The following is a 25,973-nucleotide window of genomic DNA, read 5'->3' as shown; positions in this document are numbered from 1 at the left end:
GGCTACCTTGTCTGCATACGCGGTTGAAGTTCCCCACCAGGTTAGTGCGGACTTATCAACTGTTCCTAGTGCGGGTGGCGGATTCCACCCCGCCCCAGGAACTGGAACGTGTTCTAGTAGCAGAGGGTAGAGACTTCTTATGAGCGCTGGCAAGACCCCCGCCGGACCGCCGCCCGAGCGCCGCACCACGGCCACCCCGTTCCTCATCGCGCTCGTGGTCGCCGTCCTGCTGATCGGCGGCGTCCTCACCTGGAACGCCATCCGCCCGTCCGACGAGCGGCTCAGCGATTCCGCCCAGGTGCAGGTCACCATCGGCCAGTACTACGGCGCCCTGAACAAGGGGCGCTACGCCGACCTCGTCGCCAACACCTGCGCCAAGGATCGCGCCGCCGCCGACTTCCCGAAGGAGGCCGGCTTCGCCGAGGCTCGCAAGGCCGTCGTCGAGCAGGAGGGCGAGGCGAAGCTCGACGAGAAGGGCGTGAAGAACCTCACCGTGAACGGCGACACGGCATCGGCCGAGCTCACCGTGCAGTACGAGAAGGCGCAGGAGCGCACCGAGCAGGCGAAGTTCGTCCGTGAGGACGGCAAGTGGAAGAAGTGCTCATGAGTTACGCCGGAGACCTGACGCCCCGCGAGGCCTGGGAGCTGCTGGAGCAGGACCCGTCCGCCGTTCTGGTGGACTGCCGCACCGAGGCCGAGTGGAACTACGTCGGCATCCCCGAGCTCTCGCAGGTCGGTCGCCATCCGGTGCTCGTGCAGTGGCAGCGCTACCCCGACGGTGCGCTCAACCCGTCGTTCGTCGACGAGCTCCGCGCCAAGGGCGTCACCGACGACGCGCCCGTCGTCTTCCTCTGCCGCTCCGGGCATCGCTCGATCGGCGCCGCGGAGGCGGCGACGGCGGCCGGCGTGGAGCGCGCCTACAACGTGCTCGACGGCTTCGAGGGCCCCGTCGACGCACTCGGACATCGGGGCGTCGCGGGCTGGCGCGCCGACGGCCTGCCCTGGCGGCAGTTCTAGGCTGGAGCCATGACGGAGTTCAGCCCCCTGCCCGACGGTCTGCAGCCCGAGACGTACGCCGTGCGCGGTGGAGTCCTGCGCACGAACTACGAGGAGACCTCCGAGGCGCTGTTCCTGAACTCGGGCTACACCTACGAGAGCGCCGAAGCCGCCGAGGCCGCCTTCAACGGTGACATCGACCGGTTCGTCTACTCGCGCTACGGCAACCCGACGGTGGCCATGTTCCAGGAGCGCCTGCGCCTCCTGGAGGGCGCCGAAGCCTGCTTCGCCACGGCCTCCGGCATGTCGGCCGTGTTCACCGCGCTCGGGGCGCTGCTCAAGGCCGGCGACCGGCTCGTCGCCGCCCGCTCGCTGTTCGGCTCCTGCTACGTGGTGTGCAACGAGATCCTGCCGCGCTGGGGCATCGAGACCGTCTTCGTCGACGGCGAGGACCTCGCGCAGTGGGAGTCGGCTCTGAGTGAGCCGACGCAGGCCGTCTTCTTCGAGACCCCCGCGAACCCGATGCAGGGCCTGGTCGACGTGCGGGCTGTGTCGGCGCTCGCCCACGCGGCCGGTGCCCAGGTGGTCCTCGACGCGGGCTTCACGCCTGTGGGCTACCAGGATTCGTTCGGCATGGGTGCCGACGTGATCGTGCACTCCTCCACCAAGACGATGGACGGGCAGGGGCGCGTCATGGGCGGCGCGATCCTCGGCCGCGAGGACTACATCGACGGTCCCGTGAAGCAGCTGATGCGGCACACCGGCCCGGCCATGGCGCCGTTCAACGCCTGGGTGCTGCTCAAGGCGCTCGAGACTCTCGACCTGCGGGCCGAGCGGGTGAGCGCCAACGCGCAGAAGGTCGCCGAGTTCCTCGACGCCGATCCGCGGGTGTCGAAGGTGCTCTTCCCCTTCCTGCCCTCGCACCCGCAGCACGAGCTGGCGAAGTCGCAGATGAAGGCGGGCGGCACCGTGATCACGTTGGAGCTGGCCGATTCGGATTCCGCGGCGGGCAAGGAGCGCGCCTTCCAGTTCCTCAACCGGTTGCAGGTCATCGACATCTCCAACAACTTCGGCGACGCCAAGTCGCTGATCACGCACCCCGCCACCACGACTCATCGGGCGACGGGGCCGGAGGGTCGCGCGAAGATCGGGCTCACCGATTCGATGCTGCGCCTATCCGTGGGGCTGGAGAACGTCGACGACCTCATCGCCGATCTCGACCGCGCCCTCGGCTGAGGCACGCGTGCCGGATCTCGACCTTGCCCGGCCGACGACCGGCGACGTGCGGTCCCTGCATGCGATCCTCGAAGATCCGCGGGTGTGGACGCACTATCCGAGCCTCAGGCACGCAGACGTCGGGCAGACACAGGATCTGCTCTCTCGGTGGATCGCGGCGTGGGACCGAGACGGATTGGGGCCGTGGATCGTCCGTGACAACGGTGCCGTGATCGGGTACGGCGGGTGTGATCTGCGCGGCGGTCCGAGCGGCCGGGCCTTCTGGAACCTGGGCTATCGCCTGGCGGCGGAAGTCCACGGGCGCGGCATCGCGACGGCGGTGGCGCGCCGGGGGATGGATGCCGTGTGGGAACGAGATCAAGGCACGCCGATCGTCGCGTACCTGGTGGAGCACAACGCCGCATCAGCGCGTGTGGCGGCCAAAGTCGGCCTGACGCGGGTCCATCGCGGACCGGATGCCGGCAATCCTGACCCGGCGGCGGTCCGGCTGGTGTACGCGGACCGCCCGCTGACCGCCGCGCAACTCGCTGCCGCGTTGGGCTGAGGACCCGGCTGCATCGCAGCCGGAATGTTCGGTCATTCGTCGTCACGATCGTTCAGACGGATGGCCGAACATCGATCGCCCGTCGCCAGCGGCGCACTTCCTCGGCCGACACAGCTGCGTCCCAGCCGCGCGGCCGCGCCGCGCTGCCGATGTGGAAGGCGTCCAGCCCTGCCGCCAGCAGCCGTGGGAGGTGATCGAGACGCAGCCCGCCACCCACGAGGTTGCGGTGCGGTCCTCGCTTCTCGGCGATCAGGGTCGCGATGCCGTCGTCGACCCCGGTTGCCGCGCCCGCCGTGAGGATCGTGTCCAGTCCGGGAAGGTCTGTGACGGCCGCGCGCAACGTGGCCCTGTCCGCGCAGTGATCGATCGCGCGATGGAACGTCCACGGGGAGCCGCCGATCGTGTCCACGATGCGCGCGACCGCCGGTAGGTCGACCGCCCCGGCGGGCGTGAGGAAGCCGAGCACGAACTCCTCCGCTCCCGCGGCGCGCAGGTCGGCCGTGCGCCGGATCAGCGCGTCGAGGCTCCCGGCGGCGAAACCGTCGGTGAGCCGGAGCATCACGCGGACCGGGATGTCCACGGCCGAGCGGACTTCAGCGACGCTGGCAGCAGAGGGGCTCAGTCCGTCGGCCGCCATGTCGGCGACCAACTCGACCCGATCCGCCCCACCCTCCTGCGCCGCGACCGCATCCCGTGCGTCCAGTGCGATGACTTCCAGTAGTGTCATCGGCCCACTTTAAGGTGCGGGAGTCGGCGCGCGGCGTCGGAGCGAGAAGGGAAGTACATGCGTCGGATGGCGCGGAAATCTCTGTACCGTGCCCGCTCCGTCGAATACGCTGCCCGACATGGATATGCGCAAGCTTCCCGAATCGCTGCGGCAGTACCACTGCCGTCGGTTCGGCATGCCCGCATAACCTGCGGCAACCCGGGCCGTCGCTCCACCGCCGGCCCGGTGCCCATGCGTCACACGCATGGCTGCTCGGACCGGTGACCATCACACCGAGACGAGAAAGACATGGAGAAGATCAGCAAGACCCTGGTCTCGTGGGCGTCCATCGTGGACGACAAGACCCGCGAGCAGGCGATCACCACGGCGAGAATGCCGTTCATCTACCCGCACATCGCGTTGATGCCAGACGCGCACCTCGGCAAGGGGGCGACCGTCGGCTCGGTCATCCCGAGCCTCGGCGCCGTCATCCCCGCGGCCGTCGGCGTCGACATCGGCTGCGGCATGATCGCGGTGCGTACACAGTTCACGAAGGATGATCTGCCGGAAGATCGTTCGACGGTCCGCGAGGCCATCGAGCGGGCGATCCCGCTCTCGCCCGGCCGCTACAACAAGAAGGTCGTGGCGACGGCGGAGCCGAGGATCGCGGAGCTGGAGGCGCTCGCCGAGCGGGCGGAGTTCGACCCGGCGAAGTACGCCGGGAACTGGAAGCTGCAGCTCGGCACCCTCGGCGGCGGTAACCACTTCATCGAGATCAGTCTCGACGAGGACGACACCGTCTGGGCCTTCCTGCACTCCGGCTCCCGTGGCGTGGGCAACAAGATCGCCCAGCACCACATCGCCGTTGCGACCCGCCTGTGCAAGCAGTGGTGGATCGAACTGCCGGATCCGGACCTGGCCTACCTCGTGGAGGGCACGCCCGAGTTCCGTCGGTACATCGCCGAGCTGAAGTGGGCGCAGCACTTCGCGCTGCTCAACCGTGAGGAGATGATGGACCGGGTGATCAGGCAGCTCGGCGAGTGGGTGGGAACGCCCGTCGCCGAGGCCGAGCGGATCAACTGCCACCACAACTTCACCCAGCGCGAGAAGCACTTCGGCAAGGAGGTGTGGGTGTCGAGGAAGGGTGCCATCGAGGCGACCGAGGGCAAGCTCGGCCTGATCCCGGGCTCGATGGGAACCGCCTCGTACATCGTCGAGGGCAAGGGGTTCGCCCCGTCGCTCAACAGCTCGCCGCACGGCGCGGGCAGGGAGTACTCCCGGTCCGCGGCGCGGAAGGCCTTCACACACGAGCAGCTGCAGGAGGCCATGGCGGGCATCGAGTTCCGCGACAGTCCCGACTTCATCGACGAGATCCCGCAGGCCTACAAGCCGATCGACCGAGTCATGGCCGATGCCGACGACCTGGTGACGGTGCGTGCCGTCCTGCGGCAGATCGTCAACGTCAAGGGGCAGTAGGTATTCGCAGGGTGCGGCACATCAAGCCGCACCCTGCGAGCCCGTACCGTGGCTCAGCCTGGGAACGGGTCTTCCGTGTGACCGACGAGGTCGGCGACGGAATCGATCGTGCGGGTGGGGCGGTACGGGAACGCGGTCACGGACTCGTGCGTGGAGATGCCGGTCAGCACCAGGATCGTGCGGAGACCGGCCTCCAGGCCGCACACGATGTCGGTGTCCATCCGGTCGCCGATCATGAGCGTGTCCGCGGAGTGCGCCCCCAGGGCGCGCAGCGCGGACCGCATCATCAGCGAGTTCGGCTTGCCCACGTAGTACGGCGAGCGGCCCGTGGCCTCGCGGATCAGGGCGGCCACGGCGCCGGTCGCGGGCAACAGCCCGTCGCGCGACGGGCCCGTCGCATCCGGGTTCGTGGCGATGAAGCGCGACCCGCGGTCGATCAGCCGGATCGCGGTGGTGATCGCCTCGAACGAGTAGGTGCGGGTCTCGCCGAGCACCACGTAGTCCGGATCGTTGTCGGTCAGCACGTAGCCCACGTCGTGCAGAGCGGTGGTCAGGCCGGACTCGCCGACCACGTACGCCGTGCCGTTCGGCCGCTGGTCCTGCAGGAATTTCGCGGTCGCCAGCGCCGAGGTCCAGATCCGTGATTCGGGGATGTCGAGGCCCGTCGCGACCAGGCGCGCGCGCAGGTCGCGGGGCGTGCGGGTCGAGTTGTTGGTGAGCACCATGTACGGCGTCCCCGCCGCCGTGAGCTCGGCGATGAAGGCGTCGGCGCCGGGGATCAGGTGCTCCTCGTGCACCAGGACGCCGTCCATGTCCATCAGGTACGTCCATTCGCTCATGCCCGCGAATCTACTCGCGCGGGTTTCGCGTCGCCGTGATTCGAACCTTGACGCCGACCGGCGCGAGCGTGCATTCTCGAGCCAGGTCATGAGTGCCAGTGACAAGCCCCGGCTCGCTGGTCGGCAACCCTCCTCCGCGGTGGGGTGCTCCGGGTGACGACCTGGCCGTGCCGAACCGTGCACGGCAAGCGCGGATTCGCGGCACTGCTCGATCGGTGCCGCGCGTCCTGATACCGAAGGACTTTTCTCATGAGCACTGCCACCACCGAGCGCACCGCCGTCTGCCTCACCCCCACCGTCCGCAGCGCCCCGCTCGCGATCGGCCCCCTGGCTGCCGTCACCGGTGCCGACGAATACGCCCCACTCAAGGACGGCGCGACAGTCCGCTACGCCAACTTCGACTACGCGGCGAGCGCCCCGGCCCTGCTCGAGGTGCAGGAGGTGGTGCAGGCGGCCCTGGGCGAGTACGCGAGCGTGCACCGCGGCGCCGGCCACCTCTCGCAGCGCTCCACCTCCCGCTACGAGCGGGCCCGCGAGATCGTCGCCGAGTTCGTGGGCGCCCGCGCCGACGACCACGTCATCTTCACCGGCAACACCACCGACTCGATCAACCTGCTCGCGGGCTGCGTGCCCGGCGAGGTCGTGGTCCTCGACTGCGAGCACCACGCGAACCTGCTGCCGTGGAAGAAGATCGGCGCGCGGGTGATCTCCGCGCCGCTGTCGATCGAGGGCACCCTGACGGCGCTGGAGAAGGAACTGAGCGAGCGGCCCGCCGCCCTGGTCAGCGTCACCGGCGCCTCCAACGTGACCGGCGAGATCCTGCCGATCCGCCGGCTGGCCGCCCTCGCGCACCGGCACGGCGCGCGCCTGGCCGTCGACGGGGCGCAGCTGGTCCCGCACCGTCGGATCTCCCTGCGCGAGAGCGGCGTCGACTACCTCGCCTTCTCCGGGCACAAGCTCTACGCGCCCTTCGGCTCCGGCGTGCTGGTCGGCCGCGCCGACTGGTTCGACGAGGCCGAGCCCGTGCGCTGCGGCGGCGGCGCCAGCTACGAGGTGATCGGTACGCCCGTCGCGAAGTCCGTCGAGGTGGCCTGGCACACCGGCCCCGCGCGGCACGAGGCCGGCTCGCCGAACGTGCTGGGCGCGGTCGCGATCGCCGCCGCGTGCGAGGCCGTCGAGCGCCTCGGCGAGGACGCGATCGCCCGGCACGAGCGCTTCCTCACCGACCTGCTGCTCCGCTCGCTGGAGCGCATCGACGGTGTCCGCACCCTCACCATCTGGGCCGACTCCACGGAACGGGTGGGCATCGTCGCCTTCACCGTCGCCGGCCGCGCGCCCCGCGAGGTCGCCGAGTTCCTCTCGTCGGAGTACGGGATCGGCGTGCGCGACGGGAAGTTCTGCGCCCATCCCGTCGTTCACCGATTGGGCTGCTACGACGGTGCCGTCCGCGCCAGCATCGGCCTCGGCACCGGCGAGAACGACGTGCGCCGCCTGGTGCGCGCCCTGGAAGACCTGTCCGCACGAGCGAAGTGACAACCGGAGGAACCATGACCGTCTCCCGCCCCGCCCTCGTGGTCACCGTCGACGGTGAGCCCGAGTCCGCGCACCTGACCCGGGTGCGCGCCGCCGATCTCCGTCTCGCGCAGCGCGAGCGGGGCTACCTGCGCGCCGAGGCCGAGCGCGCCGGGCGGGAGCCGGGGGCCGTGGCCCTCGAGGTCGACGTGGTGATCGACGAGCGCGCCGCCGACGCCCGCGCGAGCTACGCCCCGAACGGGGCGGTGGCGCAGGGCATCACGTACGTGGGCACCCCGTCGGGCCTGAAGTCGCTCATCGAGGACGTCTACGCCGCCGAGGTGGCGGACGCGATCGTGCTGCGCCCCGTGGGCGGGGCCCGCACCAAGGACCTCATCGCGACCCTGCTCGCGGCCTAGCCCGCGCGCTCGCGCGGCCGGGCATACTGGTCGCGTGACCGCGCAGTTCTCCTCCCGCACCGAGGCCGTTCGCGCCGCGCTCGCGGCGGCAGGGCACCCCGACACCATCCGGCACGTCCCCGACGGTGCCCGGACGGCCGCCGACGCGGCCGCGGCGCTCGGCTGCGAGGTGGGGGCGATCGCCAACAGCCTGGTCTTCCTGGCCGACGGTGCGCCGCTGCTCGTGCTCTCGAGCGGCCGGCACCGGGTGGACACCGCCGGCCTCGCGGAGCGACTCGGGTACGGCGCGATCACCCGGGCGACGCCGGACGACGTCGTGGCCGCGACCGGCCAGGTGATCGGCGGCGTCTCGCCCGTCGGCCACCCCGCGCCCCTGGTGATCGTCATCGACGAGTCGCTGCGCGCGTACCCGGATCTGTACGCCGCCGCCGGGACACACGACACGCTCTTCCGTACCGACTTCGAGGCGCTGGTGGCGCTGACGGGTGCCAGAATCGTCATGACATCGGCGGCATAGGCCGGTTCGCCCGAGTCGACTCGCAACGCTAATAGTTGTAGGGTGCACGTAGTTTTGCATGCCCGAACACCGCGCGGCGTGCGGACCTGCGGAGGCGTGATGACGGACGAGGAACGGGCCGACCGGATCGAGGGGATCGTCGGCGTGATCGCCGAGCTGACCCGGCTCAAGGAGCGCCACGCGGTGATGACCCGGCACGCGGTCGCTCCGGACGGCGTGGAGCTCGCCGCGTACACCGCACTCTTCGCCCTGGTCAAGGACGGTCCGATGCGCTCGTCCGTGCTCGCCGAGCAGATCCACACCGACCCGTCGACGGCGAGCCGGTACGTCAGCACGCTCACCGGCCTCGGCTACGCGGAGCGCACCGCCGACCCGTCCGACCGGCGCGCGGCGCTGGTGTCCGCCACCGACGAGGGCCGGGCGAAGGTCGACTTCATCCGGCAGCAGCGCAACGCGAAGCTGCGGCCGCTGATGGAGGAGTGGACCGACGAGGAGATCGACCAGTTCGTGGTCCTCGGCACCCGGGCGCTGCAGCAGTTCGAGCAGGCGCTCAAGCTGATGCGGGACGGCGAATGACCGCGGCGTCATTGGACCCGGTCGAGACCTCGGCCTCGGGGCTGACGCACAAGCAGATCCTCTACATCCTCTCCGGCCTGATGACCGGCATGTTCCTGGCCGCCCTGGACCAGACCATCGTCTCCACCGCCATCCGCACCATCGCCGACGACCTCAACGGCTACAAGCTGCAGGCCTGGGTCACCACCGCGTACCTGATCACGTCGACGATCGTCACCCCGCTCTACGGCAAGCTCTCCGACATCTACGGGCGCAAGCCCTTCTTCATGTTCGCCATCACCGTCTTCGTGATCGGCTCCCTGCTGTGCAGCACCTCGACGTCGATGTACGAACTCGCCGCGTTCCGCGCGGTCCAGGGCCTGGGCGCGGGCGGCCTGATGTCGCTGGCGCTGACCATCATCGGCGACATCGTGCCGCCCCGCGAGCGCGCCAAGTACCAGGGCTACTTCCTCGCCGTCTTCGGCACCAGCTCGGTGCTGGGCCCCGTGCTCGGCGGCGTCTTCTCCGGTGCGGATCAGATCCTCGGCATCGCCGGCTGGCGCTGGGTGTTCCTGGTGAACGTGCCGATCGGCATCGTCGCCCTCGCCGTCGTCTTCCGCGTGCTGCGCCTGCCGCACACCCGCCGCGAGGGTGTGCGCATCGACTGGTTCGGCGCCATCGCCCTCTCCGTCGGCCTCGTGCCGCTGCTCATCGTCGCCGAGCAGGGGCAGGAGTGGGGTTGGGGCTCGAGCCGTGCCATCGCCTGCTACGTCGTCGGCGGACTCGGCGTGCTCGCCTTCATCGCCATCGAGAAGATGATGGGCGAGGACGCGATCATCCCGCTGCGCATCTTCCGCAACCGGATCTTCGCGCAGGGCGTGCTCATCTCGATGGTCGTGGGCGCGGCCATGTTCGGCGGCATCTCCCTGCTCCCGCAGTACTTCCAGGTGGTGCGGGACGCGAGCCCGACGAAGGCCGGCTTCCTCATGCTGCCGATGGTGGCCGGGCTCATGCTCGGCTCGATCCTCGCGGGCCAGATGATCTCCCGGACCGGCCGCTACCGCGTGTTCCCGATCATCGGCGCGGTGCTGCTCACCGCCGGCATGTTCGCCCTGCACTACATCAGCGCCGACGTCGAGATCGGCTGGGTCATGGCCGGCGCCGCCGTGATCGGCTTCGGCCTCGGCAACCTCATGCAGCCGCTGACCCTCGCGCTGCAGAACATCCTGCCGCCGCGCGACATGGGCGTCTCCACCGCCGCCGCCACGTTCTTCCGGCAGATCGGCGGCACGCTGGGCGTCGCGGTGTTCCTCTCGGTGCTGTTCTCCCAGATGCCGAACAAGATGAGCACCCGGCTCTCCGACGCCGCGGCGGATCCGGAGTACACCGCTGCGCTGCAGCGCGCCGCCGCGGGCCACGACGGCCCCGCCGCGCAGGACTTCGCGGCCAAGCTCCTGCACGGCGATGCGAGCGCCGTCAGCGACGTCATGTCGGACACCTCCGCTCTGCAGACGCTCCCCGACACCCTCGTCCACCCGCTCAAGGCGGGTTTCGCGGACTCGATGGACGTCGTCTTCCTCGCCGTCACCGTGCTGGCCGCGATCGGCCTGGTCCTGGTGCTGTTCTGGAAGTCCGTGCCCCTGCGCACCGCGGCGGGCATCGAGGCGACGGCCCCGGATGGCGCCGACCCCGCATCACCTGCGACGATCGAGGCCGCTGAGATCAGCGCCGCCGCGGAGTCGGTGGCCGGCACCGTACCGACGGAGGAGACCGTGACCGAACCGCCCACCGGCCCCCTCGCGCCGCACCCTGCCGTGCCGCCCGCGCCCGCACCGTCGGGGCCCCGCGCGCGGCAACCGGTCGCCCCGCAGCCGCGCCGGCAACCGCCCGTCCCCGCCGCGCCGGTCCCGCCCTCGCGCTCCGAGATCGACGAGCTGCGGGAGCAGAACGCCACCCTCGCCGCCGAGCTCGCGGAGCTGCGTACCGGCTACCGGGCGATCGCCGGCAACACGCGCCTGCGCGCCGCCGGCACCACCGATGCGGTGCGGTTCACCGTCGAGGCCACCGGCGCCGGCGGCTCGCGCACCGGCCGGATGACGGTGCCGCGCGGCGAGATCGCCACGCCCGCGTACCTGCCCGTGGCCGGGCGCGGCGCCATCGCCGGCCTCACCCCGCGCGAGCTGACGGGGCTCGGGGCGCGCGCACTCGTCCTCGACCTACACGAGCTGTACCTGCAGCCCGGTGCCGACGTGATCGAGGGCGCGGGCGGGATCGGCACGGCCATGGCCTGGCAGGCCCCCACCATCGCCGACACCGGCGTCGGCGCGGTGCTCGAGCAGCGCAAGACGAAGGTCTCCGACGAGGGCATCGCCTTCCGCGGCCGCCTGGACGGCTCCCCGCACCGCTGGGACGCCGAGGAGGCGGTGCGCCTGGCCCACCGGATGGGCTTCGACGTCGCGTTCGCCCTCGCCGATCCCGCGGATCCCGCGCGGACCGAGCGTTGGGCGCGCCGCGCGCTCGCCGAGCACGCCTGGCAGACCGCCGACCGGCACGACGCCCTGTCGCTGTGGGCCGTGGTGACCGGGGGTGCGGATCCCGAGCGCCGACGGTCCGCCGCCCGCGCCCTGCGGCGCCTCGGCGAGGAGGACCGCCGGGCCGGCGGACTGGGCTTCGGCGGCTACCGGATCGAGGGCGTCGGCGCGCCCGCGGCCGACGCTGGCGCGCTGCGCGCCGCGATCGGCGAGCTCGATTCCGACCGGCCGCGTTACCTCGCCGGCATCACCGGCCCCGCGGATCTGCTGGCCGCGATCGAGGCCGGCGTCGACCTCGTCGACGGCACGGAGCCGGCGCGGGCGGCCGCCGAGGGCCGGGTCTACACCTCGACGGGTGTCCTCGATGTCACCGATCCCGCTCTGCGCGCGGACTTCCGCCCGCTCGACCCCGCGAAGGACCGGCCGGGCGGCGGCAATCGCGCCGACGACTTCACGCGCGCCTACGTGCACCACCTCTTCGTCGCCAACGAGGGGCTGGCGGTGACCCTGTGCGCCCTGCACAACGAGCACTTCTTCGTCTCGCTGGCCGCGGCGGCGCGGCGTGCGATCGCCGACGGGGCCTTCCCCGGCTTCGCGGCGGCCTTCCTCCGGGGGTTCGGTAAGGTCTAGCGCGATCCGGTACCCGATCGGCAGGAGAAAACCGTTGCGCCGCAGTGACACGAACCGTTCCCTGGGCCTGCTCGCGGCGGTCGCCGCGTCCGGCCTGTTGCTCACTGCCTGCGGCGGTGGCGGCGACGAGCCGTCGGCGCCGCCGTCGTCGGCGCCTCCCGTCGACGAAGCGAAGTTGCTCACGCAAGCCGACCTACCGGAGGGGTTCGCCCTTGCGACGGTGCCGCCCGACACCGCGTTCCAGTCGGCGATGCAGGCCTTCGGCCAAGTGCAGGCCGCGGAGATCACCCCGGCTACGTGCAAGGACAAGAACGTCGCTCTGCAGCAGGAGCTGCTCGAGACGATCAAGTATGGCGGGCAACAGACCGTGTCGCAGGGTGCGACCAATTACGGTGTCACGTTGCTTCCGAACTCGGCACGGCTGTCGGTATTCGAGGCGGCCGGGACGGGTGAGTGCAGCTCGCTGTCCTACGGCACCGTGCTCAAGCAGACGACGACGCGCGCCGCGCTTCCAGCAGATGTGGTCGGCGCCGATGGCTTCATTCTCGAGGCGACTCGAACCGGCGCTGGACAGACCGTGCGCTCGGCCTCCGCGTACTTCACCAAGAATGGGGTGCTCGCGATGGTGAGCGCCAACCCGAACCAGAGCGGTGCCGTTGACGAGCCGGTCTTCGAGGACCTGATCCGGCGGGTCGCCGGCAAGCTCTAGCGAGGGACAGGTCCGGAAGGGTCCGGAAACGACGGAAGCGGCGGTGAGGAATCCTCACCGCCGCTTCTTCCGTCGTGCGTGCCGGGCGTCAGTGCGCCTCGGAACCCGCCGTCTCGGCGCGGGCGATCGACCGGGCGATCTCCTCCTCGGCCTCCTTCTTGCCCACCCAGGACGAGCCCTTGACGAACTTGCCGGGCTCGAGGTCCTTGTAGTGCACGAAGAAGTGCTCGATGGCGTCCAGCTCGAACTTGTCGATGTCGCCGATGTCCTGGATGGAGTCCCAGCGGGGGTCGCCTGCCGGCACGACGAGGACCTTGTCGTCGCCGCCCTTCTCGTCCTCCATCTTGAACATGCCGATCGCGCGGCAGTCGACCAGCGATCCGGGGATCACCGACTCCTGCAGCAGGACCAGCGCGTCCAGCGGATCGCCGTCCTCGCCGAGGGTGTCCTCGATGTAGCCGTAGTCGGTGGGGTAGCCGAACGAGGTGTACAGGTAGCGGTCCAGCTTGAGGCGACCCGTCTTGTGGTCCACCTCGTACTTGTTCCGCGAGCCCTTGGCGATCTCGACGGTGACCTCGAATTCGACGCTCATTGTTTCCCTTCGCTCACGTCAACCATGCACGCTGAGGATACCCGTGTCGGGTTGCCGTTAGGGTGGTACGGTGCGACGCTCGCGAATCCGACGGACTCTGCTGCGCCTAACGATCACCGTGGTCGTGCTGGCGCTGGTCGTCGTCGGCACCGTCGCGGCGGCCCTCGGCTGGGGCGCCTACCGCGATCGGCAGGACCTCGCCGAGAAGGTGCCCCCGCGCCCCGCCGAACCGGCCTACCAGCCGGCGATCGCCGAGGTGACGCCGACGAACCCGCCGACCGCCGCCGGCGTGACGGCGCAGATCGCCGGGGCCCTGCGCAGCCCCGACCTGGGCGATTTCACCGGCGTGATCGCCGACGCCGGCACCGGACAGGTGCTGTGGCAGCGCGACGCCGCCCGCCCGCGCACGCCGGCCTCCACCACCAAGGTGCTCACGGCCGCGGCCGCGCTGCTGACGCTGCCCGCCGACAAGCGCATCACCACCACCGTCGTCGCGGGCGCGAGCCCGGGCGAGGCGGTCCTCGTCGGCGCGGGCGATCCGACGCTCCGCGCAGCAACGGCGTCCATCTTCACCGACGCCCCCAAGATCTCCGACCTGGCCACCCAGCTCCGCCGCGCCGGCACGCCGATCACCCGCATCGTGGTGGACACCTCGCTGTTCACCGGCACCGACTTCGCCCGCGGCTGGGAGCGGGCGGACATCGCCGGTGGCGACATCACCCCGCTGCAGTCGCTCATGGTCGACGCGGGCCGGATCCGCCCCGGCGAGGACTACTCGCCCCGCGTGAACGATCCCGCGCTCGCCGCCGGGCAGGCGCTGGCCTCCGCGCTCGGGCTCCCGCCCACGGCAGTCTCCTCGGGCACCGCGCCGCAGGGCGCCGCGCAGCTCGCCGCCGTCCGCAGCGCCCCGCTGACCACCCGCCTGCACGACGCGCTCGTGCACTCGGACAACGTGCTCGCCGAGTCGATCGGCCGGGAGGTCGCCCAGGCGGCCGGGCAGCCGCTGTCCTTCGACGGCTCCGCCCGCGCCGTGCTCGACACGCTCCGCACCGCCGGCTTCGACGTCGGCGGCGTGGAACTGTCCGACGTCGACGGCCTGTCGACCCTCAACCGCATCCCGGCGAAGGTGCTCGACGAGATCGTCACCGGCGCGGCGGGCACGGGCAAGCCGCAGTTGCGTCCGCTGCTCGACCTGCTGCCCGTCGGCGGGGCCACCGGCACCCTCGCCGACCGGTACGTCACCGTCAACCGTCCCGGCGCGGGTTTCGTGCGCGCCAAGACCGGCAGCCTCTCGGGCGTCTCCACGCTCGCCGGGTACGTCGCCGGGCGCGACGGTGCCGTGTTCACCTTCACGCTCATGTCCTCGGGTACGCCGGTCGACGTGGCCCGCCCCGCGATGGACGCCGTCACCGCCGCACTGCGCGGCTGCGGGTGCCGCTGATCGCCATGGCCGAGTCGAAGGCGGAACGCGCGCAGGTCGATTGGGCGTTGGCCGCCGCCGCGGGACGCCGCGTGGTGCGCGTCCTCGGCGACGGGCCCGCGACCACCGCGTACACGCGCGATCGCGCCGCCGTCGAGCTGGAAGAGGACGCCGTCGCCGCGGAGGAGCACGTCCGCGCCGTCACCGGACTCCTCACGCCCGGGGCGGTGCCGCCCGCGCGGACCGTCGACCGTTGCGAATGGGTTTCCGCCGCAGCCCGTTCCATGGAGTCGCTGATCGAGCCCGAAGATGCTCGCCACCCCGGCCTCGGCGCGCGCCTGGCCGGGGTGCAGGCCGGCGCCATGCTGGGCATGGTCTCCGGTTCCGTTCTGGGGCAGTACGACCCGTTCGGCGTCGAGGGCGGGGAGCTGCTGCTCGTGGTGCCCAACGTCCTCGCCGTCGAGCGAGCGCTGCACCTGCGCTCCGACGACTTCCGCATGTGGGTGTGCCTGCACGAGGTGACCCACCGCGTGCAGTTCGGTGCCAACCCGTGGCTGCGGGACTACATGCGGGACAACGTCGCCGCGCTCACCGGCACCACCGGGACCGGCTCCGTGGGCGATCTGCTCGCCCGCACCCAGAAGGCGCTCTCCGGCGGTGCCCGGCACCGCGGCGTGATCGGGGTGCTGGAGATCGCCGCCCCGCCCGAGCAGTTCGCCGCCGTCGAGCGGCTGCTCATGCTCGGCACCCTCCTCGAGGGGCACGCCGATCACGTGATGGATGCCGCCGGCCCCGCCGTGATCCCCTCCGTCGCGACCATCCGCGCGGCCTTCGACCGGCGGCGGGCGGCACCGTCGAACCCCTTCCAGCGCCTGCTGCGCGCCCTGATGGGCATGGACGCGAAGATCGCGCAGTACGTGCGCGGCAAGAAGTTCGTCGACGCGGTCGTCGCCGAGGTGGGCATGGAACGGTTCAACCGGATCTGGACCGGACCCGAGACGCTCCCGTTGCCCGACGAGCTCGACGACCCGTCGCGCTGGATCGCGCGGGTCCTGGGTCCCGCCGCGCCGTGAACCGGCCCGGCCCCGCGGCCCTGCGCGTGCGGCGGGCGGTGCAGGCGTGGGATCGCGCGCACGGCACGGGCGGGCCGGTGGCCGTGGCGCTCTCCGGCGGAGCCGACTCCCTCGCCCTGCTCACCGGCGTTCTGGCCGCGGGGCTCGACGCCGTCGCGCTGACCGTCGACCACGGCCTGCAGGACGGCTCCGCCGCCGTGGCCGAAGCCGCCGCCGCCGCCGCGCGCGAGGCCGGGGCGATGCGCACCGAGGTGCTGCGCGTCGCGGTCGAGGGTCCCGGCGGGCCCGAGGGCGCCGCCCGTGCCGCGCGGTACGCCGCCCTGGACGCCGCGCGGGGCCGACTGCCGGTGCTCCTCGGCCACACCCTCGACGATCAGGCGGAGACGGTTCTGCTGGGGCTCGGCCGCGGCAGCGGGGCGCGCTCACTGGCCGGGATGGCCGCGTGGGCCGCACCCTACGGGCGGCCCCTGCTGGGCGTGCGGCGCGCCGACACCCGGGCCGCGTGTGCGGAGCTCGGCCTCACCCCGTGGGAGGACCCCCACAACCTCGACCCGCGCTACACCCGGGTGCGGCTGCGCACCGAGGTGCTCCCGTTGCTCGAGGAGGTCCTGGGCGGGGGAGTGGCGGACTCCCTGGCCCGCACCGCCGCCTCCCTGCGCGCCGACAACGACGCCCTCGACGCCCTCGCGCCGGCACCGTCGGAGGCGGACCTGGAGGTCGAGGCGGTGGCGGGACTGCCTGCGGCCCTGCGCCTGCGGGCGCTGCGCACCTGGCTCGCCGGCCGCGGCGCGCGGGCGCTGACGGGCGCGCACCTCGTCGCCGTCGACGCCCTGGTCACGGACTGGCACGGGCAGGGACCGACCGCGATCCCGGGCGGAAGTGCGGGGCGGCGGCTGCAGGTGCATCGGACAGGTGGCATTCTGAGGGCGTGGTGAACGGCACGGGTGACTTGTACGCGGGAGACATCGCCTCGACGGTGCTCACGGAGGAACAGATCAAGGAGCGGACGGCCGAGCTGGCCGCCGAGATCGCGGAGCAGTACGGCGCCCAGGAGGGCGACTCGGACCTCCTGCTGATCACGGTGCTCAAGGGCGCGGTCATGTTCGTGACCGACCTGGCGCGGGCGCTGCCGGTGCCCACGCAGCTCGAGTTCATGGCGGTCTCGAGCTACGGCAGCTCCACCTCGAGCTCCGGCGTGGTGCGCATCCTCAAGGACCTCGACCGCGACATCGCCGGCCGCGACGTGCTCATCGTCGAGGACATCATCGACTCCGGCCTCACGCTGAGCTGGCTGCTGCGCAACCTCGCGACCCGCAACCCGCGCTCGCTCGAGGTCGTGACGCTGCTGCGCAAGCCCGACGCGGTGCGCGTGGATGTGGACGTCAAGTGGGTCGGCTTCGACATCCCCAACGAGTTCGTCGTCGGCTACGGCCTCGACTACGCCGAGCGCTACCGCGACCTGCCCTACATCGGCATCCTGGAGCCCAAGGTCTACAGCGAATGACGCTGCTCACCGCTGCCGCCACCGCGGACCGAGTGCGTTCGGGGCGGCTCACCGCCGTCGACGCGACTCGGCAGGCGCTGGCGCGCATCGGTGACGATGCGGTGCACGGCTGGCGCGTGGTGCGCCCCGAGGAGGCCCTCGCGGAGGCGGCGGCGATCGACGCCCGCCCGGACCGCTACTCCCTGCCGCTGGCCGGTGTGCCGATCGCGATCAAGGACAACGTCGCCGTCTCCGGCTACCGCGTGCTCGACGGGGTCTCCGAGGCCTGCGGTGCGGGACTGCCGATCGAGCAGAACGACCACCCCGTCGTGAAGCGGCTGCGGGCCGCGGGCGCCGTCGTGGTGGGGCTGACCCGGGTCCCGGAACTGTGCCTGTGGGCCATGACCGACGACGCCCGGGAAGTCGTGGGGAACCCGCACCGCCCAGGGCGCACCGCGGGCGGCAGCTCCGGCGGTAGCGCCGCCGTGGTCGCCGCCGGCCACGTCTCTCTCGCGCACGGCAACGACGGCCTCGGCTCGCTGCGCGGCCCCGCCGCGTGCACGGGGATCGTCGCGATCAAGCCCGGCCGCGGCGTCGTGCCCGCGCAGCTCGGGCCCACGAACTGGTTCGGCATGTCCGAGAACGGGCCGATGACGCGGACCGTCGAGGATGCGGCACTGGGCCTGTCGGTGCTCGCCGGGCGGCCGGAGCTCGCCGTCGTCGGCGACGGTGCCGGGCTGCGCGTGGGCCTGGGCCTCAACCGCCCGACGCCGGTGACCTTCACCTCCCGGTCGATCGTGCGGGCGGTGCGCAGCGCCGCCGAGCGGCTCGCCGAGAGCGGGCACACGGTCCGCGACGTCAAGGTCCCCTACCCGGCCTCGCCGCTGCCGCTGCTGGCGCGGTGGGTGGCCGCGGCGGCCTCCGACGCCGACGACATCGTCGCGCGCGGCGCGAATCCCTTTCTGCTGCAGGCCCGCACCCGGCGGCACGCGGCCCTCGGGCGGATCGCCGAGCGGCGCGGCCTCGTCCGGCCCGCCGACGCCGCGCGCCTCGAATCCGCGCTGGAGCGCTTCTTCGCGGCCGAGGGGGTGGACGTGCTGGTGACGCCCGCCCTGGCGCGTCGTCCCGCGCCGGCGCGGCCGTACGCGGAACTGCCGTGGGCGGCGAGCGCCATCCCGAGCCTGGCGTACGCGCCGTACCCCAGCCTGTGGAACCTCGTCGGCTGGCCCGCGATGACGGTGCCCTTCCTCGGCGAGGGCGTGCAGCTGATCGCCCGCCCCGGCGGCGAGGCCGACCTGCTCGCGCTGGCCGCGAAGATCGAGGTCTGACCCTCGGTCACGCCCGGCGCGGCCGTCGGGGTGGGCGGTGCGCGGTGGCGCTACGGCGCCGGGGCCCGGTGGGACTCAGCTCCGCTTGCGGAACAGGGGCATGCCCTCGAAGGGGTTCCAGCTGGTGCTGCCGCGCGCCGCGTGCAGGAAGTAGGCCCAGTTCGCGACGCTCTGGAAGATCAGGCCGCTGACGATGCCGTACGAGGCGGCCGGGAACGTGATGTTCAGCGCCACCTCGACCAGGCTGAGCAGGAAACCCACGATCATGGAGATCCCGAACAGGCTCAGGCCCTTGCGCCACGGGCCCTTGATCGCGAAGTAGATCGGGCCGAAGAAGAACGCGGGACCGTTGAAGCCGAGCCGGAAGCGCTCGCCGAAGGACAACTGCTTGAACGCCGCGGTCGCCTCGGGCGAGGACGCGGGCTGGCCGTAGCGGCCGAAGAACTCGAACCGGCTGCGCCAGCGCTCGTGCACGCCGGCCGGAAGCGGCGCCTGCCCGGGGAACGGCGCCTGCGCCCCGAACGGCGCCTGCTGGCCGTACGCCGGCTGCTGTCCCTGCGTGAACGGCGCCTGCTGCTGGCCCGGATACGGCGCCTGCCGGCCGTACGGGCTCTGCGGATCGGTCGGGTACTGGGGCGGAAGGCCGTTGTCGGTCACCGGAGCAGCATAAACGGTGCGAAACGGACGTTGTTCGCTCAGGGCGCACCCACGCGAACGGCCCGGCGTCGTTGCTGCACGGTAACCTGGGAAGTCGACCCAGCGCGGCCTGCCGCGCGCCGGAAGAAGAAGGACTGACGAGCCGCGAGGCGAAGCCATATGAAACGGAAATCACTCATCCGCACGCTGGCGATCATCGCCGCATTCGTCCTGCTCGTCTGGGCGTTCACCATGGTCGGCGGAGGCAACAAGGAGTACAAGCCGGTCTCCACCGGCCAGGTGATCAGCCAGCTCGAGGCCGGCAACGTCACCGACGTGCAGATCGACGATCGCGAGCAGACCCTTCGCGTCACCCTCGACAAGCCGATCGCGGGCACCGAGGACAAGAAGGTCTTCGCCAAGTACCCCGCCGGCACCTCCCGGGACATCCTCGGCGTGGTCCAGGACGCGAAGACGCCGGACGGCAAGGCGCTCGAGTCCTACACCACGAACGTGACGCAGGAATCGCCGTGGCTCTCCATGCTGCTGTTCACGCTGCTGCCGATCCTGCTGCTCGTCGGCCTGTTCTTCTTCCTCATGAACCGCATGCAGGGCGGCGGCCGCGGCGGCGTCATGGGCTTCGGCAAGAGCAAGGCCAAGCAGCTCACCAAGGACATGCCCAAGACCACGTTCTCGGACGTCGCGGGCGCGGACGAGGCGGTCGAGGAGCTCTACGAGATCAAGGACTTCCTGCAGAACCCGGCCCGCTACCAGGCCCTCGGCGCGAAGATCCCCAAGGGCGTGCTGCTCTACGGCCCGCCCGGAACGGGTAAGACGCTGCTCGCGCGCGCCGTCGCGGGCGAGGCGGGCGTGCCGTTCTTCACCATCTCCGGTTCCGACTTCGTCGAGATGTTCGTCGGCGTCGGCGCCTCCCGCGTGCGCGACCTGTTCGAGCAGGCCAAGGAGAACAGCCCCTGCATCATCTTCGTCGACGAGATCGACGCCGTCGGCCGCCAGCGCGGCGCCGGCCTCGGCGGCGGCCACGACGAGCGGGAGCAGACCCTCAACCAGCTGCTCGTCGAGATGGACGGCTTCGGCGACCGCCAGGGGATCATCCTGATCGCGGCCACCAACCGGCCCGACATCCTCGACCCGGCGCTGCTGCGCCCGGGCCGCTTCGACCGGCAGATCCCGGTGACCAACCCGGACATCGCCGGCCGTAAGGCGATCCTCAAGGTGCACTCGCAGGGCAAGCCGCTGGCGCCCGACGCCGATCTCGACGGCCTCGCCAAGCGGACCCCCGGCATGTCCGGCGCCGACCTCGCCAACGTCATCAACGAGGCCGCGCTGCTCACCGCCCGTGAGAACGGGCAGGTCATCACCGCGCCCACCCTCGAGGAGGCCGTGGACCGCGTGGTGGGCGGCCCGCGTCGCAAGAACCGGATCATCTCCGAGCTGGAGAAGAAGATCACCGCGTACCACGAGGGCGGGCACACCCTGGCCGCGTGGGCCACGGAGGGGCTCGACCCGGTCTACAAGGTGACGGTGCTCGCCCGCGGCCGCACCGGCGGCCATGCGCTCGCCGTGCCCGAGAACGACAAGGGCATGTACACCCGCAACGAGATGATCGGGCGGCTGATCTTCGCCATGGGCGGCCGCGCCGCGGAGGAGCTGGTCTTCGCCTCGCCCACGACGGGCGCGTCGAGCGACATCGACCAGGCCACCAAGATCGCCCGCGCCATGGTCACCGAGTACGGCATGAGCGCGCGCCTGGGCGCCGTGAAGTACGGCCAGGACGAGGGCGATCCGTTCCTCGGCCGCGGCATGGGCGGCGGGGCGCAGTACTCCGACGCCGTCGCGGCGCAGATCGACGAGGAGGTGCGCTCGCTGATCGAAGCCGCGCACAACGAGGCGTGGGCCATCCTCAACGAGTACCGCGACGTCCTCGACGTGCTGGCCGGTGAGCTGCTGGAGAAGGAGACGCTGGTCCGCAAGGATCTCGAGCGGATCTTCGAGTCCGTCGAGAAGCGGCCGCGGATCACCCAGTTCGACGACTTCGGCACCCGCATCCCGTCGACCAAGCCGCCGATCAAGACTCCGAAGGAGATCGCGATCGAGAACGGCGAGCCGTGGCCGCCGGTCGACGAGGAGGCCGAGCGCCGCAAGGTCGAGCTGGAGAAGGCGGCGGCCCAGGCCGCGCAGAACGGCCAGAACGGGCACGCGGGGCAGAACGGCCAGTGGGGCGCACCCGCTCCGGTCGGTGGGCCGTGGCCCGCGCCGGGCGCACCGTCGGGCTACGGCCAGCAGGGCCAGCCGCAGCCGGCCTACGGCCAGCCCGGCTACCAGTGGGGCGGCCAGCAGGCCTACCCCGGCCCGCAGTACCCCGCGCAGCCCGGCCCCTACGGCCAGCCGCAGGGCCAGTACGGCCAGGGCCAGGGGCAGTACGGGCAGCAGCCGCAGGGCAGCCGCCCCGACTACGGCGCCCCCGCGGGCTGGTCGGCCCCCGGCTGGCCCCCGCAGGGGCAGGCGCCCCAGGGCGGCGCTCCGGGACAGACCCAGCAGGGCCAGGGACCGCAGGCGACGGGCGAGCAGGGACCGGAGCAGTCCGGTACCGATCGATCGAGCGAGAGCTGATGGGGCGGAACAGCGGGGCGGCGATCGCCCCGTTCGACCACGAGCGCGCCGTCGCGGCGGTTCGTGAGCTGCTGATCGCGGTCGGCGAGGACCCGGATCGGGAGGGCCTGCAGAAGACCCCCGAGCGGGTCGCCCGGGCCTTCCGGGAGGTCTTCGGCGGGCTGCACGTGGACCCGGACACGGTGCTGGACACCACCTTCGGGGAGGACCACGACGAGCTCGTGCTGGTCAAGGACATCCCGATGTACTCGACCTGCGAGCACCACCTCGTCTCCTTCCACGGGGTCGCGCACGTCGGCTACCTGCCGGGGGAGAGCGGCCGCGTGACCGGCCTGAGCAAGCTGGCCCGCGTCGTGGATTTGTACGCCAAGCGGCCGCAGGTGCAGGAGCGGCTCACCGCGCAGATCGCCGATGCGCTGATGCGCAAGCTCGATCCGCGCGGTGTGATCGTGGTGATCGAGGCCGAGCACCTGTGCATGGCGATGCGGGGTATCCGCAAGCCGGGCGCGAGCACCACCACCTCGGCGGTGCGCGGGGCCTTCAAGGACAGTGCGACCTCGCGCGCCGAGGCGCTCGATCTGATCCTGCGCCGGTGACGACGGAGCCCGGCCGCACGCTCATCATGGGCGTCGTGAACGTGACCGCCGATTCCTTCTCGGACGGCGGTCGCTACCTCGATCCGGAGGCGGCCGTCGCGCGGGCGCGCGCCCTGGTCGCCGACGGTGCCGCCATCGTCGACGTGGGCGGGGAGTCCACCCGCCCCGGCGCGCACCGCGTTCCGGCCGAGACGGAGCGCGACCGCGTGGTCCCCGTCATCGCGGCGCTCGCCGCCGAGGGCGTCACGGTCTCCGTGGACACCATGCGCGCCTCCGTCGCCGCCGCGGCGCTCGAGGCCGGCGCATCCGTCGTCAACGACGTCTCCGGCGGTCGCGCCGATCCCGGCATGGCCCGCGTCGTCGCGGACTCCACGGCGCCGTGGATCCTCATGCACTGGCGCCCCTCGCCCGGCGCGCCGGGCCCGGTGTGGGCCGGCATCCACCACGAGATCACCGAGTACGACGACGTGGTCACCGAGGTGCGCGACGAGTTGCTGCACCAGGCGGACGCCGCCGTGGCCGCGGGCATCGCCGCCGAGCGGATCGTGCTCGACCCAGGCCTCGGCTTCGCCAAGAACGCGAGCCACAACTGGGCGCTGCTGCACGGACTGCCGACGCTGCAGGCGACGGGCCTGCGGATCCTCGTGGGCGCCTCGCGCAAGCGCTTCCTCGGCGAACTGTTGGGCGGCCGCGAACCCGCGGGCCGCGAAACGGCCACCGCGGCCGTCTCCGCACTCGCCGCCCAGGCGGGGGTGTGGGGCGTCCGCGTCCACGACGTGCGGTCGACGGCGGACGCCATCGCCGTGACCGAGGCCTGGCGGAAGGGCGGAGCCTGATGGCGGATCGGATCGAACTGACCGGCCTGCGCGTGCGCGGCCACCACGGAGTCTTCGAGCACGAGCGGCGCGACGGGCAGGAGTTCGTCATCGACCTCGTGCTGTGGCTCGATTCGCGGCCGGCGGCCGCCTCGGACGACCTGGCCGACACCGTCGACTACGGGGCGCTCGCGCAGCGCGCCCACGACATCGTCGCGGGGGAGCCGCGCAACCTCATCGAGACCGTCGCCGCGGAGATCGCCGACGCCGTCGTGGCGGACGAGAAGGTCTACGCCGTCGAGGTCACGGTGCACAAGCCCTCGGCTCCGATCCCGCTCACCTTCGCCGATGTCGCCGTCGTGGCCCGCCGCTCGCGCTCCGGCGCGCGGAGCCTGCCGTGAGCCGCGCCGTGCTCTCGCTGGGCGCCAACCTCGGCGCGGCGGACGCCGCCGTCCGCGCCGCGATCGAGGCCCTCGGCCCCGCGCTGGTCCGCGCCTCGGCGCTCTACCGCACCCCGCCGTGGGGCGGGGTCGAGCAGGACGACTTCGTCAACGCGACGGTGCTCGTCGACGATCCGGCCCGCGACGCCGCCGGCTGGCTCGCCTTCGCCCGCGAGCAGGAGGCCGCAGCGCAGCGCGTCCGCGAGATCCGCTGGGGCCCGCGGACTCTCGACGTCGACGTCATCGCCGTGTGGGAGGGCGGGGAGCCCGTACTCTCCGACGATCCCGAGCTGACCCTGCCGCACCCGCGCGCGCACGAGCGGGCCTTCGTGCTGCTGCCGTGGCTCGACGCCGACCCGGACGCGCAGCTGCCGGGGCACGGCTGCGTCGCCGACCTGCTGCGGGCCCTGCCCGCCGACGAGAGCGCGGAGGTGACCCGGCTGTGAGCGGACCGTCGAAGGACCCGAACCGGGACCCGGAGGAACCGGGCGGTCCCACCGTGCGCGCGACCGGCTGGATCGAGCTGGTCGTCATCGTGCTGGGTGTGGGCCTCGGCTCGTACCTGCTTGTGCGCAACGTCGTGCCGGTGGTGCCCGTCTGGGCCGGGGCGCTGCTCTACGGCGTCGCCGCGGCCGATCTCTATATCGCGCAGCTCGTGCGTTCCCGGCTGTCCCAGGGGCAGGTCGGGTGGGGACCGGGACGGATCCATCCCATCGCCGTCGCGCGCGCGGTGGCGCTGGCCAAGGCGTCGGCGTACCTCGGCGCGGTGGCGCTGGGCTTCTTCGGCGGCATGCTGGTCTTCCTGCTCACCGAGGGCGCCGGACTGACGGCCACCCACGCCGATCGTCCGGGCGCGTGGATCGGCGTCGCGGGCGCCCTGCTGCTCCTCGCGGCGGCGCTGTGGCTCGAGCGTTGCTGTCGCACACCCGACGATCCCGATGACCAGCCCGCCGACACATCGCCAGCCTGAGGAATACGACCTCAGGTAAAAGGTAAGGTCGCGGATATGACGCAACCACCGATCCCGAGTTCACGAAAGCGCGTCCCGCGACGTTCCTCGGGAGCGGGTCAGTGGATGCTCGGCGTCGTGATCCTGCTCGCGGTGGTGGGCACCGGCCTGTGGGTGTTCTCCGAGGATCGCCGGTGGGGCCTGGTCTCGCTGATCCTGCTGGTGTGGGGCCTGGTGATCGCCGCCTTCCTCATCGCGCGCTACTCGCGCGACCTGCGCGCCGCGGAGTCGAAGGAGAGCGGCCTCAAGACCGTCTACGGGCTGCAGCTCGAGCGCGAGATCAGCGCCCGCCGCGAGTACGAGCTGCAGGTCGAGCGCGACATCCGGGCCGAACTCAAGGGCGAGGCGAACGAGGAGCTCACCGCGCTCAAGGCCGAGGTGCTCGCGCTGCGCGCGAACCTCGAGGAGCTGCTGGGCCGCGATCTCGGGCCCTCGTACAGCGAGCTCTACGCCGCCGCCGAGCAGCGCGCCCTGGCCGCGCAGCGCGCCAAGTCGTCCGTCTTCGAGGACGACGACCGGTTCCGCGCCCAGCAGGACTTCGCCGGCGTACCGGAGCCGGACCCCGCCGTCGACGACTACTACGGCGCCGCCTCGGCCGCGTCCGTCGCCGACGAGTCGATCGACGAGGCGACGGTGACCGACGTCCCCGCCGCGCCCGTCCCGCCCACGCCACCGGCCGGCCCCGCCGGCGCGCACGGCGGACCGACCGGCCCCGCCGCGCCCGGCGCCGATCGCCCGCAGGAGGAGTCGCCGACCACCGTCTTCCACGTGGTCGCCGACGAGCCTTCGCCCGCGCCGTCCGCACCCGCGCCGTCCGCACCCGCGGCGGCCGCCGAGCCCGAGGCCCAGCCGGTTGACGTCGAGCACGTCGAGAACCCCGACGATCCGTTCGTGCCGCTCGCACCGCAGTCCGGCTACCGCTCCCCGCTGCCGCCCCGGCCGTACACGCCGGACGCCCCGGCGGCCCCGTACTCGCCGTTCGAGTCCGCGCCGCCGCAGGCCCCGCAGCAGAACAGCCCCTGGCAGGCGCAGCGGACCCCGCCGCAGCAGGCGCCCGAGGATCGGCAGGAACAGCAGGTCGAGCAGCCCGGCCACGCCGGCCAGCACACGTCCGGCAGCACCGTCGCGGACCTGATCGCGCGGATGAACGCCGACACCGAGCGTTCGAGCGGCGGCCGCCGCCGTAAGCCGGAGTGATGATCTAGCTCACACGCCGTTGCCCGCGCGACCTGCGCGGGCATAGCCTTCTGGTGACCGTCTGGTACCCGCGATGCGGG

Annotated in this window: 27 protein-coding genes, 1 pseudogene and 1 riboswitch; of the genes and pseudogenes, 24 read left to right on the top strand and 4 right to left on the bottom strand. The window is 72.1% G+C overall.

Going from position 1 to position 25,973, the window contains the following annotated elements; genetic code table 11:
* Positions 1 to 139: 139 nt before the first annotated feature.
* Genes BLQ62_RS21085 through BLQ62_RS21070 form a run of 4 tightly spaced genes read left to right on the top strand, consistent with a single transcriptional unit; the run spans position 140 to position 2,776 of the window.
* Positions 140 to 607, top strand: a complete 468-nt coding sequence (locus BLQ62_RS21085; RefSeq protein WP_068564170.1) for an Rv0361 family membrane protein — start codon at positions 140 to 142, stop codon at positions 605 to 607.
* Positions 604 to 1,017: a rhodanese-like domain-containing protein gene (locus BLQ62_RS21080; protein ID WP_068531272.1), complete on the top strand. Its 414-nt coding sequence runs from the start codon at positions 604 to 606 to the stop codon at positions 1,015 to 1,017. Before BLQ62_RS21085 ends, BLQ62_RS21080 begins: the two co-directional genes overlap by 4 nt.
* Positions 1,018 to 1,026: 9 nt before the next feature.
* On the top strand, positions 1,027 to 2,232 hold the full coding sequence (locus BLQ62_RS21075) for an O-succinylhomoserine sulfhydrylase (protein ID WP_068564172.1): 1,206 nt from the start codon (positions 1,027 to 1,029) through the stop codon (positions 2,230 to 2,232).
* A 7-nt stretch (positions 2,233 to 2,239) separates the two neighbouring features.
* On the top strand, positions 2,240 to 2,776 hold the full coding sequence (locus tag BLQ62_RS21070; RefSeq protein WP_068564174.1) for a GNAT family N-acetyltransferase: 537 nt from the start codon (positions 2,240 to 2,242) through the stop codon (positions 2,774 to 2,776).
* A gap of 52 nt (positions 2,777 to 2,828) precedes the next feature.
* Here the strand turns inward: BLQ62_RS21070 and BLQ62_RS21065 are convergent, their stop codons facing one another.
* A complete protein-coding gene (locus tag BLQ62_RS21065) occupies positions 2,829 to 3,503 on the bottom strand; it encodes a copper homeostasis protein CutC (RefSeq protein ID WP_068564176.1) in 675 nt (224 codons plus the stop codon).
* A 288-nt stretch (positions 3,504 to 3,791) separates the two neighbouring features.
* Here BLQ62_RS21065 and BLQ62_RS21060 point away from each other — a divergent pair, with 288 nt between their 5' ends.
* The gene (locus BLQ62_RS21060; RefSeq protein WP_068564178.1) at positions 3,792 to 4,958 is read left to right on the top strand and encodes an RtcB family protein; all 1,167 of its coding nucleotides are present in this window, start codon (positions 3,792 to 3,794) and stop codon (positions 4,956 to 4,958) included.
* A gap of 53 nt (positions 4,959 to 5,011) precedes the next feature.
* Here the strand turns inward: BLQ62_RS21060 and BLQ62_RS21055 are convergent, their stop codons facing one another.
* Positions 5,012 to 5,797: an HAD-IIA family hydrolase gene (locus tag BLQ62_RS21055; RefSeq protein WP_068531286.1), complete on the bottom strand. Its 786-nt coding sequence runs from the start codon at positions 5,795 to 5,797 to the stop codon at positions 5,012 to 5,014.
* A gap of 84 nt (positions 5,798 to 5,881) precedes the next feature.
* Positions 5,882 to 5,994, top strand: a riboswitch (SAM riboswitch).
* 52 nt (positions 5,995 to 6,046) lie between these two features.
* On the opposite strand from BLQ62_RS21055, the gene BLQ62_RS21050 reads away from it, so the two are divergent.
* The 7 genes and pseudogenes from BLQ62_RS21050 (at position 6,047) to BLQ62_RS21025 (ending at position 12,670) form a co-directional block, all read left to right on the top strand.
* The gene (locus BLQ62_RS21050) at positions 6,047 to 7,330 is read left to right on the top strand and encodes an aminotransferase class V-fold PLP-dependent enzyme (protein ID WP_068564180.1); all 1,284 of its coding nucleotides are present in this window, start codon (positions 6,047 to 6,049) and stop codon (positions 7,328 to 7,330) included.
* Positions 7,331 to 7,344: 14 nt separating this feature from the next.
* Positions 7,345 to 7,728: a hypothetical protein gene (locus BLQ62_RS21045; protein WP_068564182.1), complete on the top strand. Its 384-nt coding sequence runs from the start codon at positions 7,345 to 7,347 to the stop codon at positions 7,726 to 7,728.
* Positions 7,729 to 7,762: 34 nt separating this feature from the next.
* On the top strand, positions 7,763 to 8,245 hold the full coding sequence (locus BLQ62_RS21040; protein ID WP_068531299.1) for a YbaK/EbsC family protein: 483 nt from the start codon (positions 7,763 to 7,765) through the stop codon (positions 8,243 to 8,245).
* A gap of 99 nt (positions 8,246 to 8,344) precedes the next feature.
* Entirely contained in the window at positions 8,345 to 8,821 is a 477-nt protein-coding gene (locus BLQ62_RS21035) for a MarR family winged helix-turn-helix transcriptional regulator (RefSeq protein WP_068531302.1), read from the top strand.
* Positions 8,818 to 10,488 (top strand): annotated as a pseudogene (locus BLQ62_RS24245) (MDR family MFS transporter); the annotation flags it as partial. The gene BLQ62_RS21035 and the pseudogene BLQ62_RS24245, both read left to right, overlap by 4 nt.
* A gap of 54 nt (positions 10,489 to 10,542) precedes the next feature.
* Positions 10,543 to 11,961 (top strand): tRNA-guanine transglycosylase, encoded by a 1,419-nt coding sequence (locus tag BLQ62_RS24240; RefSeq protein ID WP_280138111.1) that lies wholly within the window; start codon positions 10,543 to 10,545, stop codon positions 11,959 to 11,961.
* A 34-nt stretch (positions 11,962 to 11,995) separates the two neighbouring features.
* On the top strand, positions 11,996 to 12,670 hold the full coding sequence (locus BLQ62_RS21025; protein ID WP_068564184.1) for a hypothetical protein: 675 nt from the start codon (positions 11,996 to 11,998) through the stop codon (positions 12,668 to 12,670).
* Between the two features lie 88 nt (positions 12,671 to 12,758).
* Here BLQ62_RS21025 and BLQ62_RS21020 read toward each other — a convergent pair whose 3' ends face one another.
* Complete coding sequence (locus BLQ62_RS21020; RefSeq protein WP_068531311.1) at positions 12,759 to 13,262, bottom strand: inorganic diphosphatase; 504 nt, start codon at positions 13,260 to 13,262, stop codon at positions 12,759 to 12,761.
* 70 nt (positions 13,263 to 13,332) lie between these two features.
* On the opposite strand from BLQ62_RS21020, the gene dacB reads away from it, so the two are divergent.
* The 5 genes from dacB to BLQ62_RS20995 are packed head-to-tail and all read left to right on the top strand — an operon-like array spanning position 13,333 to position 18,566.
* Positions 13,333 to 14,703 carry a D-alanyl-D-alanine carboxypeptidase/D-alanyl-D-alanine endopeptidase gene (gene dacB, locus BLQ62_RS21015; RefSeq protein WP_068564186.1) on the top strand — a complete coding sequence of 457 codons (1,371 nt, stop codon included), beginning with the start codon at positions 13,333 to 13,335 and terminating at the stop codon, positions 14,701 to 14,703.
* Positions 14,694 to 15,755, top strand: a complete 1,062-nt coding sequence (locus tag BLQ62_RS21010; protein WP_331711103.1) for a zinc-dependent metalloprotease — start codon at positions 14,694 to 14,696, stop codon at positions 15,753 to 15,755. Before dacB ends, BLQ62_RS21010 begins: the two co-directional genes overlap by 10 nt.
* The gene (gene tilS / locus BLQ62_RS21005; RefSeq protein ID WP_068564188.1) at positions 15,752 to 16,690 is read left to right on the top strand and encodes a tRNA lysidine(34) synthetase TilS; all 939 of its coding nucleotides are present in this window, start codon (positions 15,752 to 15,754) and stop codon (positions 16,688 to 16,690) included. Before BLQ62_RS21010 ends, tilS begins: the two co-directional genes overlap by 4 nt.
* Positions 16,687 to 17,259, top strand: coding sequence for a hypoxanthine phosphoribosyltransferase (hpt, locus tag BLQ62_RS21000; RefSeq protein ID WP_068531442.1), 573 nt, complete (start codon positions 16,687 to 16,689; stop codon positions 17,257 to 17,259). Before tilS ends, hpt begins: the two co-directional genes overlap by 4 nt.
* Entirely contained in the window at positions 17,256 to 18,566 is a 1,311-nt protein-coding gene (locus tag BLQ62_RS20995; RefSeq protein ID WP_068564190.1) for an amidase, read from the top strand. The genes hpt and BLQ62_RS20995 overlap by 4 nt, the downstream gene beginning before the upstream one ends.
* Positions 18,567 to 18,641: 75 nt before the next feature.
* Here BLQ62_RS20995 and BLQ62_RS20990 read toward each other — a convergent pair whose 3' ends face one another.
* Positions 18,642 to 19,223, bottom strand: a complete 582-nt coding sequence (locus BLQ62_RS20990) for a DUF2628 domain-containing protein (RefSeq protein ID WP_231857532.1) — start codon at positions 19,221 to 19,223, stop codon at positions 18,642 to 18,644.
* 159 nt (positions 19,224 to 19,382) lie between these two features.
* On the opposite strand from BLQ62_RS20990, the gene ftsH reads away from it, so the two are divergent.
* The 7 genes from ftsH (at position 19,383) to BLQ62_RS20955 (ending at position 25,893) form a co-directional block, all read left to right on the top strand.
* Complete coding sequence (ftsH, locus tag BLQ62_RS20985) at positions 19,383 to 21,836, top strand: ATP-dependent zinc metalloprotease FtsH (protein ID WP_068531323.1); 2,454 nt, start codon at positions 19,383 to 19,385, stop codon at positions 21,834 to 21,836.
* Positions 21,836 to 22,432, top strand: a complete 597-nt coding sequence (gene folE, locus BLQ62_RS20980; protein ID WP_068531325.1) for a GTP cyclohydrolase I FolE — start codon at positions 21,836 to 21,838, stop codon at positions 22,430 to 22,432. The genes ftsH and folE overlap by 1 nt, the downstream gene beginning before the upstream one ends.
* 26 nt (positions 22,433 to 22,458) lie before the next feature.
* Positions 22,459 to 23,268: a dihydropteroate synthase gene (gene folP / locus BLQ62_RS20975; protein WP_068531450.1), complete on the top strand. Its 810-nt coding sequence runs from the start codon at positions 22,459 to 22,461 to the stop codon at positions 23,266 to 23,268.
* On the top strand, positions 23,268 to 23,648 hold the full coding sequence (gene folB, locus BLQ62_RS20970) for a dihydroneopterin aldolase (protein ID WP_068531327.1): 381 nt from the start codon (positions 23,268 to 23,270) through the stop codon (positions 23,646 to 23,648). The genes folP and folB overlap by 1 nt, the downstream gene beginning before the upstream one ends.
* Positions 23,645 to 24,133: a 2-amino-4-hydroxy-6-hydroxymethyldihydropteridine diphosphokinase gene (gene folK, locus BLQ62_RS20965; protein WP_068564192.1), complete on the top strand. Its 489-nt coding sequence runs from the start codon at positions 23,645 to 23,647 to the stop codon at positions 24,131 to 24,133. Before folB ends, folK begins: the two co-directional genes overlap by 4 nt.
* The gene (locus tag BLQ62_RS20960; RefSeq protein ID WP_068531332.1) at positions 24,130 to 24,657 is read left to right on the top strand and encodes a DUF3180 domain-containing protein; all 528 of its coding nucleotides are present in this window, start codon (positions 24,130 to 24,132) and stop codon (positions 24,655 to 24,657) included. The genes folK and BLQ62_RS20960 overlap by 4 nt, the downstream gene beginning before the upstream one ends.
* A 105-nt stretch (positions 24,658 to 24,762) precedes the next feature.
* Entirely contained in the window at positions 24,763 to 25,893 is a 1,131-nt protein-coding gene (locus BLQ62_RS20955) for a DUF6779 domain-containing protein (RefSeq protein WP_068564194.1), read from the top strand.
* The last annotated feature ends 80 nt before the right edge of the window (positions 25,894 to 25,973 follow it).

The sequence above is a fragment of the Tsukamurella pulmonis genome (genome assembly GCF_900103175.1).
Taxonomy (GTDB): Bacteria; Actinomycetota; Actinomycetes; order Mycobacteriales; family Mycobacteriaceae; genus Tsukamurella; species Tsukamurella pulmonis.
The sequence above is the reverse complement of the archived record's forward strand: the minus strand, read 5'-3'. Positions and strand labels throughout refer to the sequence as shown.

What these genes read in the sequence shown, in the direction of transcription:
- BLQ62_RS21075 (WP_068564172.1), top strand. Translation starts at nt 1,027, where the DNA reads ATGACGGAGTTCAGCCCCCTGCCCGACGGTCTGCAGCCCGAGACGTAC.
- BLQ62_RS21050 (WP_068564180.1), top strand. Translation starts at nt 6,047, where the DNA reads ATGAGCACTGCCACCACCGAGCGCACCGCCGTCTGCCTCACCCCCACC.
- ftsH (WP_068531323.1), top strand. Translation starts at nt 19,383, where the DNA reads ATGAAACGGAAATCACTCATCCGCACGCTGGCGATCATCGCCGCATTC.
- BLQ62_RS21045 (WP_068564182.1), top strand. Translation starts at nt 7,345, where the DNA reads ATGACCGTCTCCCGCCCCGCCCTCGTGGTCACCGTCGACGGTGAGCCC.
- folP (WP_068531450.1), top strand. Translation starts at nt 22,459, where the DNA reads ATGGGCGTCGTGAACGTGACCGCCGATTCCTTCTCGGACGGCGGTCGC.
- BLQ62_RS21060 (WP_068564178.1), top strand. Translation starts at nt 3,792, where the DNA reads ATGGAGAAGATCAGCAAGACCCTGGTCTCGTGGGCGTCCATCGTGGAC.
- BLQ62_RS20955 (WP_068564194.1), top strand. Translation starts at nt 24,763, where the DNA reads ATGCTCGGCGTCGTGATCCTGCTCGCGGTGGTGGGCACCGGCCTGTGG.
- BLQ62_RS21085 (WP_068564170.1), top strand. Translation starts at nt 140, where the DNA reads ATGAGCGCTGGCAAGACCCCCGCCGGACCGCCGCCCGAGCGCCGCACC.
- BLQ62_RS21065 (WP_068564176.1), bottom strand. Translation starts at nt 3,503, where the DNA reads ATGACACTACTGGAAGTCATCGCACTGGACGCACGGGATGCGGTCGCG.
- folB (WP_068531327.1), top strand. Translation starts at nt 23,268, where the DNA reads ATGGCGGATCGGATCGAACTGACCGGCCTGCGCGTGCGCGGCCACCAC.
- BLQ62_RS21035 (WP_068531302.1), top strand. Translation starts at nt 8,345, where the DNA reads ATGACGGACGAGGAACGGGCCGACCGGATCGAGGGGATCGTCGGCGTG.
- folE (WP_068531325.1), top strand. Translation starts at nt 21,836, where the DNA reads ATGGGGCGGAACAGCGGGGCGGCGATCGCCCCGTTCGACCACGAGCGC.
- BLQ62_RS21055 (WP_068531286.1), bottom strand. Translation starts at nt 5,797, where the DNA reads ATGAGCGAATGGACGTACCTGATGGACATGGACGGCGTCCTGGTGCAC.
- BLQ62_RS20995 (WP_068564190.1), top strand. Translation starts at nt 17,256, where the DNA reads ATGACGCTGCTCACCGCTGCCGCCACCGCGGACCGAGTGCGTTCGGGG.
- BLQ62_RS21080 (WP_068531272.1), top strand. Translation starts at nt 604, where the DNA reads ATGAGTTACGCCGGAGACCTGACGCCCCGCGAGGCCTGGGAGCTGCTG.
- BLQ62_RS21020 (WP_068531311.1), bottom strand. Translation starts at nt 13,262, where the DNA reads ATGAGCGTCGAATTCGAGGTCACCGTCGAGATCGCCAAGGGCTCGCGG.